Annotated in this window: 14 protein-coding genes, 1 pseudogene and 1 riboswitch; of the genes and pseudogenes, 13 read left to right on the top strand and 2 right to left on the bottom strand. The window is 54.3% G+C overall.

The window, feature by feature from the left end; all coding sequences use genetic code 11:
• Nucleotides 1-34 precede the first annotated feature (34 nt).
• The 6 genes and pseudogenes from ATG98_RS17195 to yghU all read left to right on the top strand — a co-directional run bounded on the left by ATG98_RS17195 (nucleotide 35) and on the right by yghU (nucleotide 8237).
• On the top strand, nucleotides 35-1396 hold the full coding sequence (locus ATG98_RS17195) for a VOC family protein (protein ID WP_098423933.1): 1362 nt from the start codon (nucleotides 35-37) through the stop codon (nucleotides 1394-1396).
• A 3-nt stretch (nucleotides 1397-1399) separates the two neighbouring features.
• Nucleotides 1400-1714 (top strand): annotated as a pseudogene (locus ATG98_RS17190) (cysteine hydrolase family protein); the annotation flags it as partial.
• Nucleotides 1715-2108: 394 nt separating this feature from the next.
• The gene (locus ATG98_RS17185; RefSeq protein WP_228706181.1) at nucleotides 2109-4403 is read left to right on the top strand and encodes a TOTE conflict system archaeo-eukaryotic primase domain-containing protein; all 2295 of its coding nucleotides are present in this window, start codon (nucleotides 2109-2111) and stop codon (nucleotides 4401-4403) included.
• A gap of 92 nt (nucleotides 4404-4495) precedes the next feature.
• Complete coding sequence (locus ATG98_RS17180) at nucleotides 4496-6109, top strand: Fic family protein (protein WP_098423930.1); 1614 nt, start codon at nucleotides 4496-4498, stop codon at nucleotides 6107-6109.
• A gap of 602 nt (nucleotides 6110-6711) precedes the next feature.
• Nucleotides 6712-7266 (top strand): carboxymuconolactone decarboxylase family protein, encoded by a 555-nt coding sequence (locus ATG98_RS17170; RefSeq protein ID WP_098423929.1) that lies wholly within the window; start codon nucleotides 6712-6714, stop codon nucleotides 7264-7266.
• A gap of 95 nt (nucleotides 7267-7361) precedes the next feature.
• Nucleotides 7362-8237: a glutathione-dependent disulfide-bond oxidoreductase gene (yghU, locus tag ATG98_RS17165; RefSeq protein WP_098423928.1), complete on the top strand. Its 876-nt coding sequence runs from the start codon at nucleotides 7362-7364 to the stop codon at nucleotides 8235-8237.
• 68 nt (nucleotides 8238-8305) lie between these two features.
• Here the strand turns inward: yghU and ATG98_RS17160 are convergent, their stop codons facing one another.
• Nucleotides 8306-8806, bottom strand: coding sequence for a TetR/AcrR family transcriptional regulator (locus ATG98_RS17160; protein WP_098421633.1), 501 nt, complete (start codon nucleotides 8804-8806; stop codon nucleotides 8306-8308).
• Nucleotides 8807-9129: 323 nt separating this feature from the next.
• Nucleotides 9130-9222: riboswitch (TPP riboswitch) on the top strand.
• A 48-nt stretch (nucleotides 9223-9270) separates the two neighbouring features.
• Here ATG98_RS17160 and thiB point away from each other — a divergent pair.
• Genes thiB through ATG98_RS17125 form a run of 7 tightly spaced genes read left to right on the top strand, consistent with a single transcriptional unit; the run spans nucleotide 9271 to nucleotide 16250 of the window.
• Nucleotides 9271-10332, top strand: coding sequence for a thiamine ABC transporter substrate binding subunit (gene thiB, locus ATG98_RS17155; protein WP_218925887.1), 1062 nt, complete (start codon nucleotides 9271-9273; stop codon nucleotides 10330-10332).
• Between the two features lie 12 nt (nucleotides 10333-10344).
• Nucleotides 10345-12024, top strand: coding sequence for a thiamine/thiamine pyrophosphate ABC transporter permease (gene thiP / locus ATG98_RS17150; RefSeq protein ID WP_098423927.1), 1680 nt, complete (start codon nucleotides 10345-10347; stop codon nucleotides 12022-12024).
• Complete coding sequence (locus ATG98_RS17145; protein ID WP_098423926.1) at nucleotides 12017-12643, top strand: ATP-binding cassette domain-containing protein; 627 nt, start codon at nucleotides 12017-12019, stop codon at nucleotides 12641-12643. The genes thiP and ATG98_RS17145 overlap by 8 nt, the downstream gene beginning before the upstream one ends.
• Before the next feature lie 57 nt (nucleotides 12644-12700).
• The gene (locus tag ATG98_RS17140; RefSeq protein WP_416376604.1) at nucleotides 12701-13849 is read left to right on the top strand and encodes an MlaE family ABC transporter permease; all 1149 of its coding nucleotides are present in this window, start codon (nucleotides 12701-12703) and stop codon (nucleotides 13847-13849) included.
• Nucleotides 13850-14692 carry an ABC transporter ATP-binding protein gene (locus tag ATG98_RS17135; RefSeq protein WP_098423924.1) on the top strand — a complete coding sequence of 281 codons (843 nt, stop codon included), beginning with the start codon at nucleotides 13850-13852 and terminating at the stop codon, nucleotides 14690-14692.
• Nucleotides 14692-15630 (top strand): MlaD family protein, encoded by a 939-nt coding sequence (locus ATG98_RS17130; RefSeq protein ID WP_098418307.1) that lies wholly within the window; start codon nucleotides 14692-14694, stop codon nucleotides 15628-15630. The genes ATG98_RS17135 and ATG98_RS17130 overlap by 1 nt, the downstream gene beginning before the upstream one ends.
• Nucleotides 15627-16250: an ABC-type transport auxiliary lipoprotein family protein gene (locus tag ATG98_RS17125; RefSeq protein WP_098423923.1), complete on the top strand. Its 624-nt coding sequence runs from the start codon at nucleotides 15627-15629 to the stop codon at nucleotides 16248-16250. The genes ATG98_RS17130 and ATG98_RS17125 overlap by 4 nt, the downstream gene beginning before the upstream one ends.
• Nucleotides 16251-16286: 36 nt before the next feature.
• Here ATG98_RS17125 and pgsA read toward each other — a convergent pair whose 3' ends face one another.
• Nucleotides 16287-16835 (bottom strand): CDP-diacylglycerol--glycerol-3-phosphate 3-phosphatidyltransferase, encoded by a 549-nt coding sequence (pgsA, locus tag ATG98_RS17120; RefSeq protein WP_098423922.1) that lies wholly within the window; start codon nucleotides 16833-16835, stop codon nucleotides 16287-16289.
• Between the last annotated feature and the right edge of the window lie 5 nt (nucleotides 16836-16840).

Raw genomic sequence — 16840 nt, 5'->3', positions numbered from 1 at the left:
CTGAAGGACGGGGTATCTCGCGCAAAATGATGAAATGAACCAAAAAACACTTCCCTCAACCGATGATGTTCGCGACCGTTTCTCTAAGGCCATGTCGGCTATGTATCAAGCGGAAGTTCCTCAGTACGGAACGCTGCTTGAGCTCGTGGAACGCGTAAACCAGGAGACGCTTAGCCAGCAACCTGAGCTTTACCGCCGGCTGGAAGCGCAGGGTGAACTGGCACGCCTTACGGTAGAGCGCCATGGAGCAATTCGTGTGGGCACAGCGGATGAGCTCTCTACGTTGCGACGCTTGTTTGCCGTTATGGGAATGCATCCTGTCGGTTATTACGATCTTTCCGAAGCGGGCGTGCCGGTTCACTCAACCGCTTTCAGGCCCATCAACGATAATGCGCTGGCAAAAAATCCGTTCCGTGTTTTCACCTCCCTACTGCGCCTGGAGTTAATTGAAAATGAGGCGCTCCGCCAGGGTGCAACAGCCATTTTAGCGACGCGCGATATTTTTACATCCAAAGTACGTGAACTGATCGAATGCCATGAGTCAAAAGGTGAGCTATCCAGCGAGGAAGCGGACCAATTTGTAAAGGAAGCCCTGGAAACATTCCGCTGGCACCAGAACGCCACGGTCGATTTAGAGACCTATCATGCGCTATGTGACGAACACCGTTTGATTGCCGACGTCGTCTGCTTTCGTGGGCCGCACATCAATCACCTGACGCCGCGCACTTTAGATATCGATGAAGTTCAACGCCGCATGCCTGATGTGGGAATGAATCCGAAAGCAGTGATCGAAGGGCCACCACGTCGTGCATGGCCCATTTTGCTTCGGCAAACGAGCTTTAAAGCGCTGGAGGAGTCGATCCGCTTTGCCGGTGACGCCCAGGGTACCCACACTGCTCGCTTTGGTGAAGTTGAGCAGCGTGGTGCGGCGCTTACGCCAAAAGGACGCGCGCTTTATGACCAGCTTCTTGATGAAGGCCGCGAACAAGCGATAAGGCTGGATAACGATGCGCACCAAACGGTCATGAACAGCGTCTTTACGGCGTTTCCCGACAGTGATCAGGCGATGCGTCGTGAGGGGTTGGCCTACTTTCATTATTATCTAACTGACACCGGGCAAGCTGCCAAGGGCGTTGTCGATCAAGATACGGAAGCCTTGATTGCGCAAGGGCTGGTTGAAGCTCAGCCAATTACCTATGAAGACTTTTTGCCGGTAAGCGCGGCGGGCATTTTTCAGTCAAACCTTGGGGGCGCGAAAAGTGAGGCCTACTCAGGTAGCGCAAATCGTGATGCTTTTGAAAAGGCTCTGGGTGCTCAGGTAACCGATGAGCTATCCCTTTATGCCGAACGCGAAAATGCCTCGAAAGCTAGGGTGTTGGCAAGCTTACAAGGCTAAGCCCGGGCCACGATTCCGCCGATCCGCAGTGTTCTGGAGGCGGTTCGGACCATTCCGCATATGCATATCATCCACACTCGCGAAGGCCACCGGCCCGAACTGGTGGATCTGCCCTTCAACAAGCGTTGGAGGGGCAAACAGGTTTGCCCCGGTATCGGCAACCAGAGCCCGTTGGACAAGATTCTGGTACGCGGAATCCGTAATATTATCTTGACCGGCATTACCATGGACGTCTGTGTTCATACCACCATGCGTGAGGGCAACGACCGTGGCTTTGATTGCCTGTTGGTTGAGGATTGCTGTGGCGCCACTGACCCGGTGCCCGGGGGCCGGGTCACACCCACCTGGGGGTTGAGCACATATTCGTCATCCAGGGTATTCAAGTAGTGTAAACCTACCTACCCTGGCCGAAGCCGAACGGGCGCTCTCAAGACGGATCCAGTTTCAGGAACAGGCTGCTGGTAAATTTTTTGCCTCTCGGGACTCTGGCGACCCAGTGTTTGAAAGTTTCTATAACAGACATGTTGCTGGGTTACCAATGAGACAATTCGTTATTTGATTTGATGATCGTGAGACTAAATCTGATAGGATCAGCCAAGTAGCGGCAGGATTAGAAATGACCTCAGAACAGTCAATCACCATGCTTGACGGATTCACTGAGTAGGAGTCACGTATCCGAGTAGATGAAGAGCTCGCAGCCATTGAACTTAGGTTGTCTAAGCTTGAGAAGGAAAAGGCCGCCCTCCTTTCCCGAAAGAAAGAGCTTCGGCAAGCTGCGAGCCGATCCACGTTATCGCACCTAACCCCCGATCAAAAAATCGAATCGTTCCGGAAGCTCTTTCGCGGTAGACAGGATGTCTATGCAATTCGCTGGCAGGGTTCCGGTGGCCGCTCCGGCTATGCTGTGGCCTGTGAGAACGAATGGGCCCCCAGAATTTGTCAGAAACCCAGGATCAAGTGCGGAGAATGTCCGCACAGAAAATTCAAGCCTCTGGATTTCAGTGCCTTGTACGACCACCTTTCTGGTAAGCATGTCGCTGGGCTATATCCTTTACTATCGGACAACTCCTGTTACCTCCTGGCAGTGGATTTTGATAAGGACAACTGGAAAGCAGACGTTCGTGCGTTGGCCGAGACCTGTCGTGGTGAAGCTATTCCTTATCTCGTCGAGGTGTCTCGATCCGGTGCTGGTGCCCATTTATGGATCTTCTTTTCGGAAGCCGTTTCGGCCTGGTCTGCGAGAGTTCTGGGGTTCAAGTTGCTGGATAAAGCCATGGAGCTCTATCCAGGCTTGTCCTTCGATTCCTATGACCGGTTGTTCCCCAACCAGGACACGATGCCCGATGGTGGGTTTGGCAATCTGATTGCCCTTCCGCTTCAACACGAGGCGCGAAATCGCGGGTGTACTGTGTTCGTCGACGATGAATTAACTCCGTATCCAGATCAATGGGCGCTGCTCAGTCGGCAGAAGACCCTTTCATCGGCCCAGCTTCGAGAGATGGTCGGTAAGGGGCCTGATTCTGATCTTACAGCAGAGGTTTCGTTGCCATGGGAGCAATCGTTACCGGTAGAGGCAGGTATCATTACAGGATGCCCTGAACGCATCACTCTCATTTTAGCAAACCACATTTATATGAAGTTGTCCGAAATACCGGGGACATTGGCTACTCGAATAAAGCGCATGGCCAGCTTCGCCAATCCAGTGTTTTTCAAAACACAGGCACTTCGTTTCTCTACTCATGGTATTCCTCGGTACATATCCTGTGCCCGGATTGAGCAAGGTTATCTATCGGTACCGAGAGGCTGCTTTGATGAGTTACAAGCATTGCTGCTGGATCAGAGGATAACGATAGAGATCGATGACCGCAGGATTCCGGGTCAGTCGCTGGGTGGCGCCAGTCTGAAAGCAACCCTGCGCGAGGATCAAAAAAAGGCTGTGAAGGCGCTTACCAATCACGATACCGGAATACTCCACGCCCCAACCGCCTTCGGTAAAACCGTAACGGCAATTGCCATTGTAGCCAAGCGTGGGGTCAACACATTGATCCTGACTCACAGTCGTCAGTTACTAGACCAATGGAAGGAGCGCCTGGAAACCTTCATTGAAGGTGCAGCCGTGGGTGTGATTGGCGGTGGGAAAAAGAAACCTACCGGTCAGATCGATGTTGCCACCTACCAGAGCCTGATCAACAAGAAAGACAATACTGTCTCAAGCCTGGTCCGGGAATATGGGCAGGTCATCATAGACGAATGCCACCATATTTCCGCTCCCCGTTACGAAATGCTCCTTAATGAAGTCAGCGCCCGTTACGTCGTCGGCTTGACAGCAACACCTGACCGTCAGGATGGGCACCAAAAAATCATGCTCATGGTTGCGGGACCCGTTCGTCACAAAGTTCGGGCGGAACACAGCTCCAGGTTTGTCCAACGCGTCATCGTTCGGGAGCGTCATGAAAGTCCACCCACCGACATTTATCAGTCGAGTGGGCGGCCCCATATAGCATCGGTTTACCGTTGGCTCTCCCAGAGCCCCGCCCGGAATCAGGATATTGTTCAGGATGTCGCAGGCTGTGCCCGCAACCGGGCAAACTGTCTTCTGCTGACGGAGCGGCGAGAGCATGCTGAGAGGTTGGCGACAATGCTGGACGCTGAATCCATACCGTCGGTTGTGCTGCGTGGAGGAATGCGCGTCAGAGAGCGCCGGGATGCAGAGGCGCGGTTACATGAAGCTCAGGTTATCGTTGCAACAGGAAAATACATCGGAGAAGGTTTTGATTTGCCACGGCTAGACACTCTGTTTTTGGCCCTGCCAATCGCCTGGAAAGGAACGCTGGCGCAATATGCCTGCAGGATCCACCGGGAAGCCGATGGCAAGCAGGAAGTCACCGTGTATGACTACTTGGATACTGGCCTGCCAATGCTAGAGCGGATGTTCCAAAAGCGCGAGAAAGGCTACAAGGCAATGGGATATCAATTTGTATCTTCCGGGCAACCCAGATTATTGTAGAAAAAAGACGGTTTTACAGCACAATATAATCAGTAATGCAGTAGGATAAACGAAATAACGGAAATCACAGGTCAAACGACAAGGTGAGCGGCATGAGTTCCTGGGCAGGCTATGCATGGTTACGAGAGCATTTCAATCTACCGGTAACCCAGAAATTGTCAATTCTCAGCCAGATTGGCCGTGACCGGAAGACCAGCTTCCAGGACGGCGTTCGCTATGAAACCTACCGGCCTAATTCTAAGCCCGACGACATTCCTTTGGCTCACCTGGCGTTCGCCCTTAAACATGAGGGCATTCACTTAGAGCTACTCAGTCACGCGTTCAAAAGCTTTGACAAGCAGGCATTGATAGACTGGATCGCCTCTGAGCCAACCGGGCAATACACTCGCAAAGCCGGTTTTCTATACGAATGGCTGACCGGCAACATTCTGCAGGCGCCGGAAATGTCCGGTAACTATCGCAACCTGCTTGACCCGAATCAGGTAGTTGCCGCTGACATACCCATTAAAAACTCACGCTGGCGGATCAATGACAACCTCCCGGGCACGCCCTACTTCTGCCCGATAATCCGTCGAACAGAACTGCTTGACCTCATCGACGACTATAATTTAGCCGAGCGGCTTCAAAATATTGAGGACGACTACGGTACCGATTTGATGACCAGAAGCGCGGTTTGGCTAACCATCCGTGAGAGTCGAGCCAGCTTTGCGATCGAGCATGAGGGCGATCAGAAGAGCAAGATTCACCGCTTCGCCTTGGCGATGGGCCGATATTGCGGGCAGATCGAAGCCCCCCTTTCCATCGGAGCGTTAACCGAAATTCAAGACAGCATTCTTGGCACTAGCACCATTCGCCATGGGCTTCGCCAGTCTCCGGTCTTTGTTGGCTCAGGAACTCAGGAGATGGGCTCCTATGTTCACTACGTCGCCCCTGATGCCAACGATGTGGAACCTATGCTCAAGGGTCTGCAAACGTTCATGGAAAAAACCCGGAACGTGAACCCAGTCATTCGGGCGGCGGTAGCCAGTTTCGGCTTTGTTTTCATTCACCCTATGGCAGATGGAAATGGGCGGATTTCTCGCTTTCTGATCAACGACACCCTTCGCCGGGATTCCGCAATACCGGCGCCTTTGCTTTTGCCGATATCCTCCACTATCACCAAAAGCACAGTCAGTCGCACCCGCTACGACAAGATTCTTGAAGCCTATTCCCGCCCGATGATGGCGAAAACAGCCAACGATATCCGATTCGGAAGTCGGACCGCCTACCCAGATGGTGTGGTGTCGGATTTCGAGTTTTCCGGCAATGACACCCTGCGCCCGGCCTGGCGCTATCCTGATCTCACGGAGCAATCTGAATACCTTTTCCACGTTATTCACGAAACGATTGAATACGAGATGCGCCATCAGATTCAGTCGCATCATTCATATATCGAAGCTCGGGATAAGGTGAAGGACTTCTTAGAAGGGCCGGATGAACATATAGATCGGATTATGCGCTCAGTCGAGCGCAATGAAGGTCAGATCAGCAATAAATTAAAAAATGAATTTCCTGTGCTGAATGACTCAACAATCGGTGAACCGATTAAAGATGTGATCAATGCCCACACTGCTAACCGCCCTGTACGCCAGAATTATGATCCTGGTGCGGAGATCGAGGCACTGCTAAATGGGGTCCTAGGAATTTCCCCTCTAAAAAAGACATAAACCTCTGCAGGCCCCGACATCCATTGCCTGTAGGGGCGCATTATTGTTCAGACACCGGCAAATACCCCTCAATAGTCGCCATCAGATCCTATTCCACTATTATCTGACCGAAGTTAGGCAAGCCGCTAAGGACTGCACCGACAAAGATACGGAAGCCTTGATTGCGTAAGGGCTGATTGAAGCGCAACCAATACCTATGAAGATTTTTTCCAGTAAGTGAGGCGGGTATTTCCCAGTCAAACCTTGGGGGCGCGAACCGTGATGCCTTTGAAGAGGCTCTTGGTGCTCAGGTAACCGATGAGCTATCCCTTTATGCCGAACGCGAAAGGGCCTCGAAAGCTAAGGTAATGGCAAGCTTACAAGGCTAGGAATTTGGTTAGAGATTTTTTGCTCTAAAAATACTGTGATGGCGATACGTCCCTGCAATTTGAGTAATCGCTCAAATTAATATTGAACGATCACTCAAGTTCAGTTAGTGTTATTCCTGTTAAACCTACTTTGAAAAGTTAACGCCTAAATTTGATCGATCACTCAAATTTGGCGGCAACGTTTAACTCGATGTAAATCGCATCACTTTTACTTTTTAGGCAAGGAGTCATTCCATGACCAACTTTACTCTTCATGACAAAGAAAGCGCCCCACAAGAAAGCCAGAATTTACTCGACAACTCCATCAAAGCTTTCGGTATGATTCCAAGCCTTCACGCGGTTATGGCTGAAGCACCAGGCTTACTTGAAGGTTATCAGCGGCTTCATCAGCTCTTTCTGGATAGCAGTTTCGACGACGAAGAAACCACCGTGGTGTGGCAAACCATCAACGTCGAACATGCTTGCCATTACTGCGTGCCCGCACACACCGGCATCGCCAAGAGCATGAACGTTGATGACGGCATCACTGACGCTCTGCGTAACGAAACACCGTTACCGACAGACCGGCTGGAAACCCTGCGCGACTTCACCCTCGCCGTTGTGCGCGGCCGCGGCAACGTGGATGACAGCGCCGTGGCAGCATTTCTGGAGGCCGGATTCACCAAGCGCCAGATTCTTGAGGTCATTCTTGGCACCGCACAGAAGGTGATGAGCAACTACACAAATCACCTTGCCGACACGCCGATAGACAAGCCGTTCCAGAAGTTTGAGTGGCACAAGGCTGACTAATATGCCCAGCAAGTCGGAGGCGGTTCTCGTTTCCCGCCCTGACGTGTCGCTGCTCTATTAAATGCTTTATTTATTTCTAAAAGAGGGTCAGGATCATGTCGAACAGCCATCAATATGCACCACCACAGGTTTGGACCTGGGACGCCGAAAGCGGCGGAACGTGGGCCAGTGTTAACCGCCCCATAGCCGGCGCGACACATGAGGTGACGCTGCCGCGTGGAAAGCACCCTTTGCAGATTTATTCGATGGGAACACCCAATGGCCAGAAGGTCACCATCATGGCCGAAGAGCTGCTGTCCATCGGTGAAACCGGGGCCGAATACGATGCTCACCTGATCCAGATTGGCGAAGGCGACCAGTTTTCATCCGGCTTTGTCGACGTAAATCCAAACTCGAAAATCCCGGCTCTGTTTGATACGGAGAGCGGCAGCCGAGTTTTTGAAAGCGGTGCGATCCTTTTTTATCTGGCTGAGACGTTCGGGCACTTTCTTCCAAAGGACACGGCTGCACGCACCGAAGTACTGAACTGGCTGTTCTGGCTGCAAGGTTCAGCGCCCTATCTGGGCGGCGGATTCGGGCACTTCTACGCCTATGCACCCGAGAAGTTAGAATACCCGATCAATCGCTTCACGATGGAAGTGAAACGCCAACTGGACGTGCTTGACCGGGAGCTAGCCGAGCACCGTTTTCTCGGCGGAGACGAGTATTCCATTGCCGACATAGCCACTTGGCCATGGTATGGCAATTTGGTGCTGGGAGAGGCCTATGGTGCGGGTGAATTCCTGCAGGTCGAAAGCTACAAGAACCTGCGCCGCTGGGCACAAGAGATCTTTGAACGCCCCGCTGTCAAACGTGGCCGCAAAGTCAACCGCACTTGGGGTGAGCTTTCAGAGCAACTGCACGAGCGGCATGATGCCTCGGATTTTGATTTGAAAACTCAAGAAAAACTGGCACCTAAAACGATCGACTAAACAGTCTGCCTTGAAGAAGCCTGCTCCCTGCCCTAAGGCAACAAGAGCAGGCAAATACGCGATAAATATTAGCGTTTATCTGTAACACCGTCCTTACGCAGAGCTTCCAGGGACAGTGCCATATCTTCAGCAAGAGCATGAACAGTCGCACTGTTGACGTCACGTTGGGCGAAAGCGCGTAACCCCATTACTTCTGCCTGCAAGCGCCGCCCAAGGCGAACGGGATCAAGCCGGGCATCCAGTTCCCCGATCTGCTGTGCCGCATCAAAACGATCAATAAAGCGTTCTTCCATGCCTGCCAACAAATCTTCGGCCTTGCGCCAGGCGGCCAACCCAGCCAATGGTGATGGGTAAGCGTTCAAAGTGCGCTCAAACTCGGCCAGCCCCAAGCGGGCATAACGCTCCAAGGACTCCTGAAAAAGCCCATCTTTGCTGCCAAAAGTGGCATAGATACTACCCGGTCGCATATCGAGTGCTTTCTCCAGATCCTTCAACGAGGTGGCATGAAAGCCCTTTTGCCAGAACAGCTGAAGAGCCCGCTCCAGAGAGTCTTGCCGGTTGTGAATCATCGCGCGAGCCCTGGTCAATTCCAGATTTTTGAGGCTGAGACGTAGCTTCAGGGAAAATTTTAAGTCATCATCCGATTTTGTATTGAACAACTACTCAAGTACAGCTACAACCTGATAAATTCCCAATATCACGCGGTTCTGTTCCGGTTGGTGGGGTTTGCGCAGTGGATGCGTTGGTTAAATATTTTCACGAAACCTTGGTATACCACCGTGTTTGATATGATCTCCTATGCTGCGTCAAGACGGTAAGCTTGTCTTTGCATGTTGGTATAGTTTTGTCGATCTGCGGTGTCGTCCTTATAAGGCTTAGGCTGTTATACTCACCCATCTCAACGGGGTGCCTCCAACAGGCTGAGACCATACCCGCGGAACCTGCCCCGGATAATGCCGGCGAAGGAATTGAGCTTTAATCGGCCGAAAACCGCGTATGGTGCCCCAAAACCGGATTTTGAGGTTTAACCACCATGCCGTATTCGCTGTTCCAACGCGTTGTTCAAAAGAGTCAGACTGCCCTACTCCCTGCTAAAACCCAGACAGTTTTAGGGCTCTTTATCCTCATTTTTACCAGTTTATCCAGCGCTACCGAAAACCCAGATTTAACGGTATACACCCACCCCTCGTTCGCAGCGGAATGGGGGCCGGGGCCGGCGGTAAAAACGGCGTTTGAGCAGCGCTGTGACTGCCAACTTAATTATGTGGTGCTCGACAGCGGCGGAGACATTCTACAGCGACTGAGGCTAGAAGGTACCAGCAGCTCAGCCGACCTGGTGTTGGGCCTAGACACCGGCACCATGGAACTGGCTCGCGCCACTGGGCTATTGGCGCCGCACAATGTAAACCTGGACGCTCTCAATCTGCCTATCCTCTGGCAAGACCCATTATTCGTACCCTACGACTGGGGCCACTTCGCGTTTGTTTACGACACCGAGCAGTTGGCCAACCCGCCAACAAATCTGGCTGAGCTGATTGCGGCACCGGATGATTTGAAGATCATTATTCAGGACCCGCGCACTAGTACACCTGGCCTTGGCCTTTTGCTTTGGATGCGCCACGTTTACGGCGACGATGCCGGGGCCAAGTGGGAACAGTTGCAGAAAAAAATCCTGACCACCACAAAGAGCTGGAGTGACGGCTATTTTTCATTGTTTATGAACGGTGAAGCGCCAATGATTTTGTCTTACAGCACCTCACCGGCTTACCACATGGCCATCGACAAGACCGAGCGCTATCAGGCAGCGGCGTTCAGCGAGGGGCACTACCTGCAAGTAGAAGTAGCGGCGGTGGTCGCCAGTTCACCACATAAAGCGCTGGCAAGGGAGTTTTTGGACTTCATGTTGAGCGCCGACTTTCAACGCCATATTCCGCTGAAGAACGTTATGTACCCGGCTATTGATCTGGGCGCCGAATTGCCCGATGTTTTTAACCGTTTGATACAGCCGTCCCGCACTCTGTTTTTTGATCCGGCCGAGGTGGCACAACATCGTCGCGAATGGGTCGATGAGTGGCTGGAAGCCATGACACGCTAGCGGAGCTGGCTAATGCAAAATCCGCTGAGCTTTTATAAAACCCATCGCGCGCCCCTGAGCCACCCCGGCTGGCAGTTGGCACCCGGCCTGCTGATCGCCCTGGCCATAATCACGCTGACGGCCACAGGCGTGGGCGCCCTACTATGGCAAGCACCGGCGCTAAACCCGGCAGAACTCTGGCACAGCCGTTACCTGCGCAATGTGGTTAGTTTTACCGTTTGGCAGGCGCTGCTGTCCGTGCTTATCAGCACGCTGCTGGCCATTCCCGTTGCCCGGGCGCTGGCGCGGCAACCCCGGTTTCCCGGCCGCGGCCTGCTGCTTCGGCTGATGGAGCTCAGCCTGGTGATGCCCACCATTGTGGTGGTCTCTGGTTTGGTTAACGTTTACGGCCGCCAGGGTTGGCTCACTGGGATTGTGAGTGACTTTGCACCGGCGCTGCAGTGGAACTTGTACGGCTTGAACGGCATTGTTTTGGCCCATGTGTTTTTTAACGCCCCGCTGATTGCGCGCATTCTACTTCAAGCTTTGGAGGCGACACCGCAAGGCCAAAAGCGCCTGGCTAGCCAAATGGGCCTGCGCGGTTTTATGCTGTGGCGGGTTCTGGACTGGCCGGCCATGAAGCCGGTGTTGCCCGGGTTGCTGGCGCTGGTGTTTACCCTGTGCTTTACCAGTTTTGCCATTGTAATGACGTTGGGCGGCGGGCCAGGTTCAACCACATTGGAAGTGGCCATTTACCAGGCCCTGCGTTTTGAGTTCGATTTTGGCCGCGCCGCTTTGCTGGCACTGGTGCAGCTGGGTATTTGTGGGAGCCTGTGGTGGCTGGTTCTGGGCATGGGTGAGCACACCAGTGTGTTGTCGGAACGACGCTTCAGCCAACCACCGCCGCGACGCGATAATCGCGGAGGCGCACGATTTTTCGACGCTACACTGATACTGGCCTTCGCCGTTTTCCTGCTGCTACCGCTGCTGGCTATTGCCGTCCGCGGTTATCCTGGGCTGGCCACGCTGCCCATGCTTGATCCACAAACAGCGCTATTCCAAGCCACTGTGAAAAGCCTGGTGATTGCCCTGCCCGCAGGCCTGTTGGCGGTCATCGCCACTCTGGCCATTGTTGCGGCCGGGCAATTCCCCAAGGCAAAAACGGTCACTCACAGCGCCGGCTACCTGCCATTAATAGTGCCTCCACTGGTATTGGGAACCGGTCTGTTTCTGCTGTTTCGCCCAAGCCTGGGCGCAGCCGGCCAGGGAATGCTTCTGGTAGTGCTGATAAACGCCATGATGGCGCTGCCCTTTATTCTGCAGTTGGTCCGCGGGCCGCTGGCGAGCCTGGACCAGTCAAGCCGGCAGCAAGCTGACCAGCTGGGCATTCTGGGCTGGTATCGCTGGCGCTGGTTGCACTGGCCGCGGCTCAAGCGGCCATTAGCGTTGGCGCTGGCCTACGGGGTCGGCCTCTCTCTCGGCGATTTTGGGGTGATTGCGCTGTTTGGCTCGCCTGGTGCACCCACGCTTCCGGTGCTGCTGTACCAGCAGCTCGGCAGCTATCAACTGGTTGCAGCAGCGGCTACTGGGCTTTGGCTTATTCTACTGTTGTTGATGATATTCAGCCTGGCTCATGTTCTTACCCGCGCCGCCCGCTTACGCCCATTCGCCCGACCGCAGAACCTATCCGTTATGGACATTCGCCATGCTTGATGTTTCCGGTCTAGGTTTTCACTACCCGACTTCACCCGACCAACATGGGCCAAAGTGGCAGTTTGATTTTACGCTGGCACCCGGCGAATGCCTTGCTATTCATGACGTCAGTGGTTCTGGCAAATCCACCCTGCTCAATCTGCTTGCCGGGTTCCTGCAAGCAAGTGGCGGCTCTATTCGCTGGCGCCAGCAGGAATTGACGCCATTGCCACCTTGGGAGCGCCCGATCACCAGTGTGTTTCAGGAGCACAATCTGTTTGAGCACCTGAACGTTGCAGATAACATCGGCCTTGGCCTTCATCCGGGATTAAAGCTGTCAGGCACACAGAAGCAAACCATCGCCGCTGCTTTAGAGCGCGTGGGTCTGGCCGGCATGGGCAAGCGCCGCCCGGCGCAACTGTCCGGCGGTCAGCGTCAGCGGGTGGCCTTGCTGCGAGCACTGCTGCGCGGCCAGCCCCTGTTACTATTGGACGAACCCCTGACCGGGCTTGATCCAGACGCCCGTCATATTTTGCACGGCCTGTTGCTGGAACAAAAACGCGACGGTGTGGCGATGATACTGGCCAGCCACGATGCGGAAGACCGCCAGGTACTGGCGGATAAGGTCTGGAGTCTTTAAGCTGCTATCCATTAGTTATTATCCTGGGAGTTTGGCAACAACGTGACCCGTGCTGACATGTCGGATTACTCACAACCTGGCCAGAGCGCCGCTGGCGAACTGCTGATCGACGGTGACCAAATAAGCGCCTGCGGCGACTGGACCCTGCCCTACTACCACGCCCTCTACTCATCCGTTACCGCAGCTGGCCAAGACTCCGACCGCTATCAAACACTGAACCTGCAAACGTTGGGGCGCATAGACACCGCCGGTGCGTCACTGCTGGCCGAACTCATTGGGGCCCATAAACTGGAGCAATGGCTAGCGGATAACCCGCAAGCGATTAGTCGCGAAACCGCCGCGCTTTTGAGTGCGGTCGCAACTGCCATGGCCGGTCAACAGCCACTGCCAGCCCCACCCGGCTTTACGCTGTCTGGTATGTTGCGCGATATAGGCGCCTGGGTCGAACAGTTGTACCAGCTCGTTGTTACCCTTATTGGCTTTATCGGCCAGATTATTGCAGCCCTGGCGTGGACAACACTGCACCCACGGCGCTGGCGCATGACGGCTTTTGTAGCTGCGGTTCAAGACACCGGGCTGAATGCGGTACCCATTGTGGCCCTGCTCACCTTTCTGGTGGGTGCCGTTGTCGCTTTCCTCGGGGCCACGGTACTGGCCGATTTTGGCGCCACCATTTACACCGTTAACCTGGTGGCGTTTTCGTTCCTGCGGGAATTTGGCGTTTTATTGGCGGCTATTCTGCTGGCTGGCCGAACAGCCAGCTCCTTCACCGCCCAGATTGGCGCCATGAAAGTGAATGAGGAGGTGGACGCGCTGCGCACGCTGGGCCTCAGCCCCATCGAACTGCTTGTGTTACCGCGGGTGCTTGCAATGATGGTGAGCCTGCCGTTGCTGACATTTGTGGGGATGATATCCGGCATGGTGGGTGGCGCCCTGGTGTGTGCGGTGACGCTGGACATTACTCCAACACAATTCATATCGATTGTGTCGCAGGATGTCGCGTTGAAGCACTTTTTGGTGGGCTTGTCCAAGGCACCCATATTCGCTTTTCTAATTGCAGCTGTGGCTTGTCTTGAGGGTTTCAAAGTCAGCGGCAGCGCCCAGTCGGTAGGCGTACACACAACATCCAGCGTAGTACAGTCGATTTTTATGGTTATTCTGTTCGACTCCATCGCTGCGCTGTTTTTTATGGAGATGGGCTGGTAGATGACTCAAACAGTGGATGAAGAAAACAGATCCCAGGCTCCAATTATCCAGGTGCGAAACCTGGAAAACCGCTTTGGCAGTCACGTGGTTCACCAACAGCTTGATTTGGACCTGTTTCGCGGTGAAATCCTCGGAGTGGTCGGCGGATCTGGAACCGGCAAGTCGATTTTGATGCGCAGCATCGTTGGGTTAGTCAAGCCGTCAGGCGGAGACATTCGGGTGTTTGGCAAAGATTTGTTGGCGCTGTCTTCTCGCCAACGCTCGCTTACCGAACAGCGCTTTGGTGTTCTGTTTCAGAAAGGCGCGCTGTTTACCTCACTCAATCTTCAGGAAAACATTGCCCTGCCCCTGATCGAGCATCGTAAACTGCCGCGATCGGAAGCCGAGCATCTTGCCCGCATGAAACTGGCACTGACCGGTTTGTCAGTAAAAGCGGCTACCCAGTATCCGTCGGAGTTATCCGGCGGCATGATCAAGCGCGCGGCGCTGGCAAGAGCCTTGGCTTTGGATCCGGAAATTCTGTTTCTGGACGAGCCAACCGCCGGACTAGACCCAATCGGCGCAGGCGCCTTCGACCAACTGATTGTTACCCTGCGTGATGCACTGGGTTTAACCGTGTTTCTGGTGACCCATGACCTGGATACGCTCTACAACAGTTGTGACCGGGTGGCGGTACTGTCGCAGAAAAAAGTTCTGGTGGCCGACCGTTTGCAGAAAGTTGTCGAAAATCCCGACCCGTGGATTCAGGAGTATTTCCTTGGACCACGGGGCCGAGCCGCCAGCTATGCGGTTCAAACCAACCAGGCATCACACGTGCCCCATTCCCAGCAGGAGTTATCATAATGGAACCCCGGGCCCATCACTTCCTGATTGGAATGTTTACGATCGTCACGGCCGCCGCCGCTCTGGTGTTCGCATTGTGGCTCGGAAAAACCAGTAACGAGCGGGTGTGGGCCTGGTATGAGGTGGCGTTTGACTACACCGTCAGTGGACTCTCTGAAGGCAATCCGGTTCTGTACAACGGCGTTAACGTGGGCGACGTTGTGTCTCTGCGTTTGGTACGGAAAAATCCAGGGGAAGTGCGGGTACTGGTGCGCGTCGATGAAACTATCCCGATGCATGAAGACACCCGGGCCAGCCTGGTACTGGCGAACATCACCGGCAGCATGAGCATCGAGTTTAGCGGCGGCAGCCAGAACAGCCCGCTGTTAATCGGTAGCCGCAAGAATCCCCCGATTATTGACGCCCAGCGCTCCGCGCTTAGCGGCCTGCTGGATAACAGTCAGATGCTCATGAATAAAGCCGACCAACTACTCCGTAACGCCAACCAGTTATTTTCGGCTGACAATATTGAGCAGGTGTCTGCCATTCTGAACAATACCCGTGAGGCCAGTGAAACGCTGGTGCGCAAAAGCGCCGCTCTGGACGAGCTGTTTGCAAATCTGAATCAGGCGAGCGCGACTGCCAGCCAGGCCGCTGCCCAAATAGCCGACGTGTCCGGCACGGCCGATACGCTGTTGCGCAATGAAGGCCGCTCGGCGCTGCGCTCGATGGACCGCGCCCTGGGTAATTTTGACGCCGTTATGCAAAGGCTGGACACCCTCACCTCCACCAACGCCGGCGCACTGGATGCAGGGCTGCAGGGCATGGGCGAGCTGGCACCGGCGCTGCGGGAATTACGTGACACACTCAATAACCTGAACCGCTTTACCCGCCGCCTGGACGAGAACCCGGCAGGAATACTCTGGGGCGCAGACACTATCAAGGAATTGCCACAATGATTCGCTATTCGAAGAGTTTTGTATCGGCCACCCTGTTCGCGCTGGTGATGACCGGCTGCACCATTTTTCCGGTTCCAGAGACGCCACGGGTAATGGATTTCGCGCCCGCACCTTTAACCTTGGGCCGCGCTGGAGACCAGCAGCCTTTTAGTCTGCGTGTGGACACACCGGTGGCCTCTGAACCCATCAACAGCACCCGCATTCTCGCAAAACCCGAGGCTACAGAATTTCGCATATACGGTGGCGTGCGCTGGCGCGACACAGCGCCCGTTATCATGCGCGATGCGATGACTGCGGCATTGCGCAGAAGTCAGGGTTTTGAGCGGGTAATTACTGACGTTAGCCCGGCCGAAGCTGATCTGACCATGGTCACCGAATTGCTGGCGTTTCAAAGCCAACCCGGCGCTAATCAAAGCGATGTGGTCATCCGCCTATACAGCGAAATCATGGAAAATCGCAGTCGTAGAACGGCGTGCTCGCAGGTCTTCGATATTAAAACCAGCGCCGCCAGCAATAGCCTAGACGATGTGATTGTTGCATTTGATGGCGCCGGGCAACGCCTGATGAGTGAGCTTGCGCTCTGGGCGAGCGCCTGCGAAGGGCTATCGGCCAACCGGTAACCGGAAAACCAGTCGCCTTAAGCGCAGGTTGAACGCTTACTTGCGCGGAAACAGGTCCGGCCAGGCCGCCTTCAAATATAACCCCATAGACCACAAGGTCAGCCCGGCGGCCACGTACAGCAACCCGATTGCGATGTCAGCCTGAACCACGCCGGGTGGGAAGGCCAATAGCCCGATAATGGCCGCCATTTGGGCAACGGTCTTGATTTTACCAATATAAGACACCGCCACGCTGGCGCGGCTGCCAATTTCTGCCATCCATTCACGCAGTGCGGAAATCACAATCTCGCGACCAATAATGATGGTTGCCGGCAACGTCAGAATCAACGCTGCATGCTCTTCAATCAGCACCGCCAGAGCCACAGCCACCATCAGCTTGTCAGCGACCGGGTCCAGAAACGCTCCGAAAGGCGTGCTCTGGTTCAGTTTGCGCGCCAGATAGCCGTCCAGCCAGTCGGTTACGGCAGCCAGTGTAAAAATAGCCGCGCTGACCAGATAGCTCCATTGCACCGGCATGTAAAAGATAAACACAAACACCGGAATCATCACGATGCGCGAAAGAGTGAGAATATTTGGTATGTTCATTCGTT

It is taken from the genome of Marinobacter sp. LV10R520-4, assembly GCF_002563815.1.
Lineage (GTDB): Bacteria > Pseudomonadota > Gammaproteobacteria > Pseudomonadales > Oleiphilaceae > Marinobacter.
The sequence above is the reverse complement of the archived record's forward strand: the minus strand, read 5'-3'. Positions and strand labels throughout refer to the sequence as shown.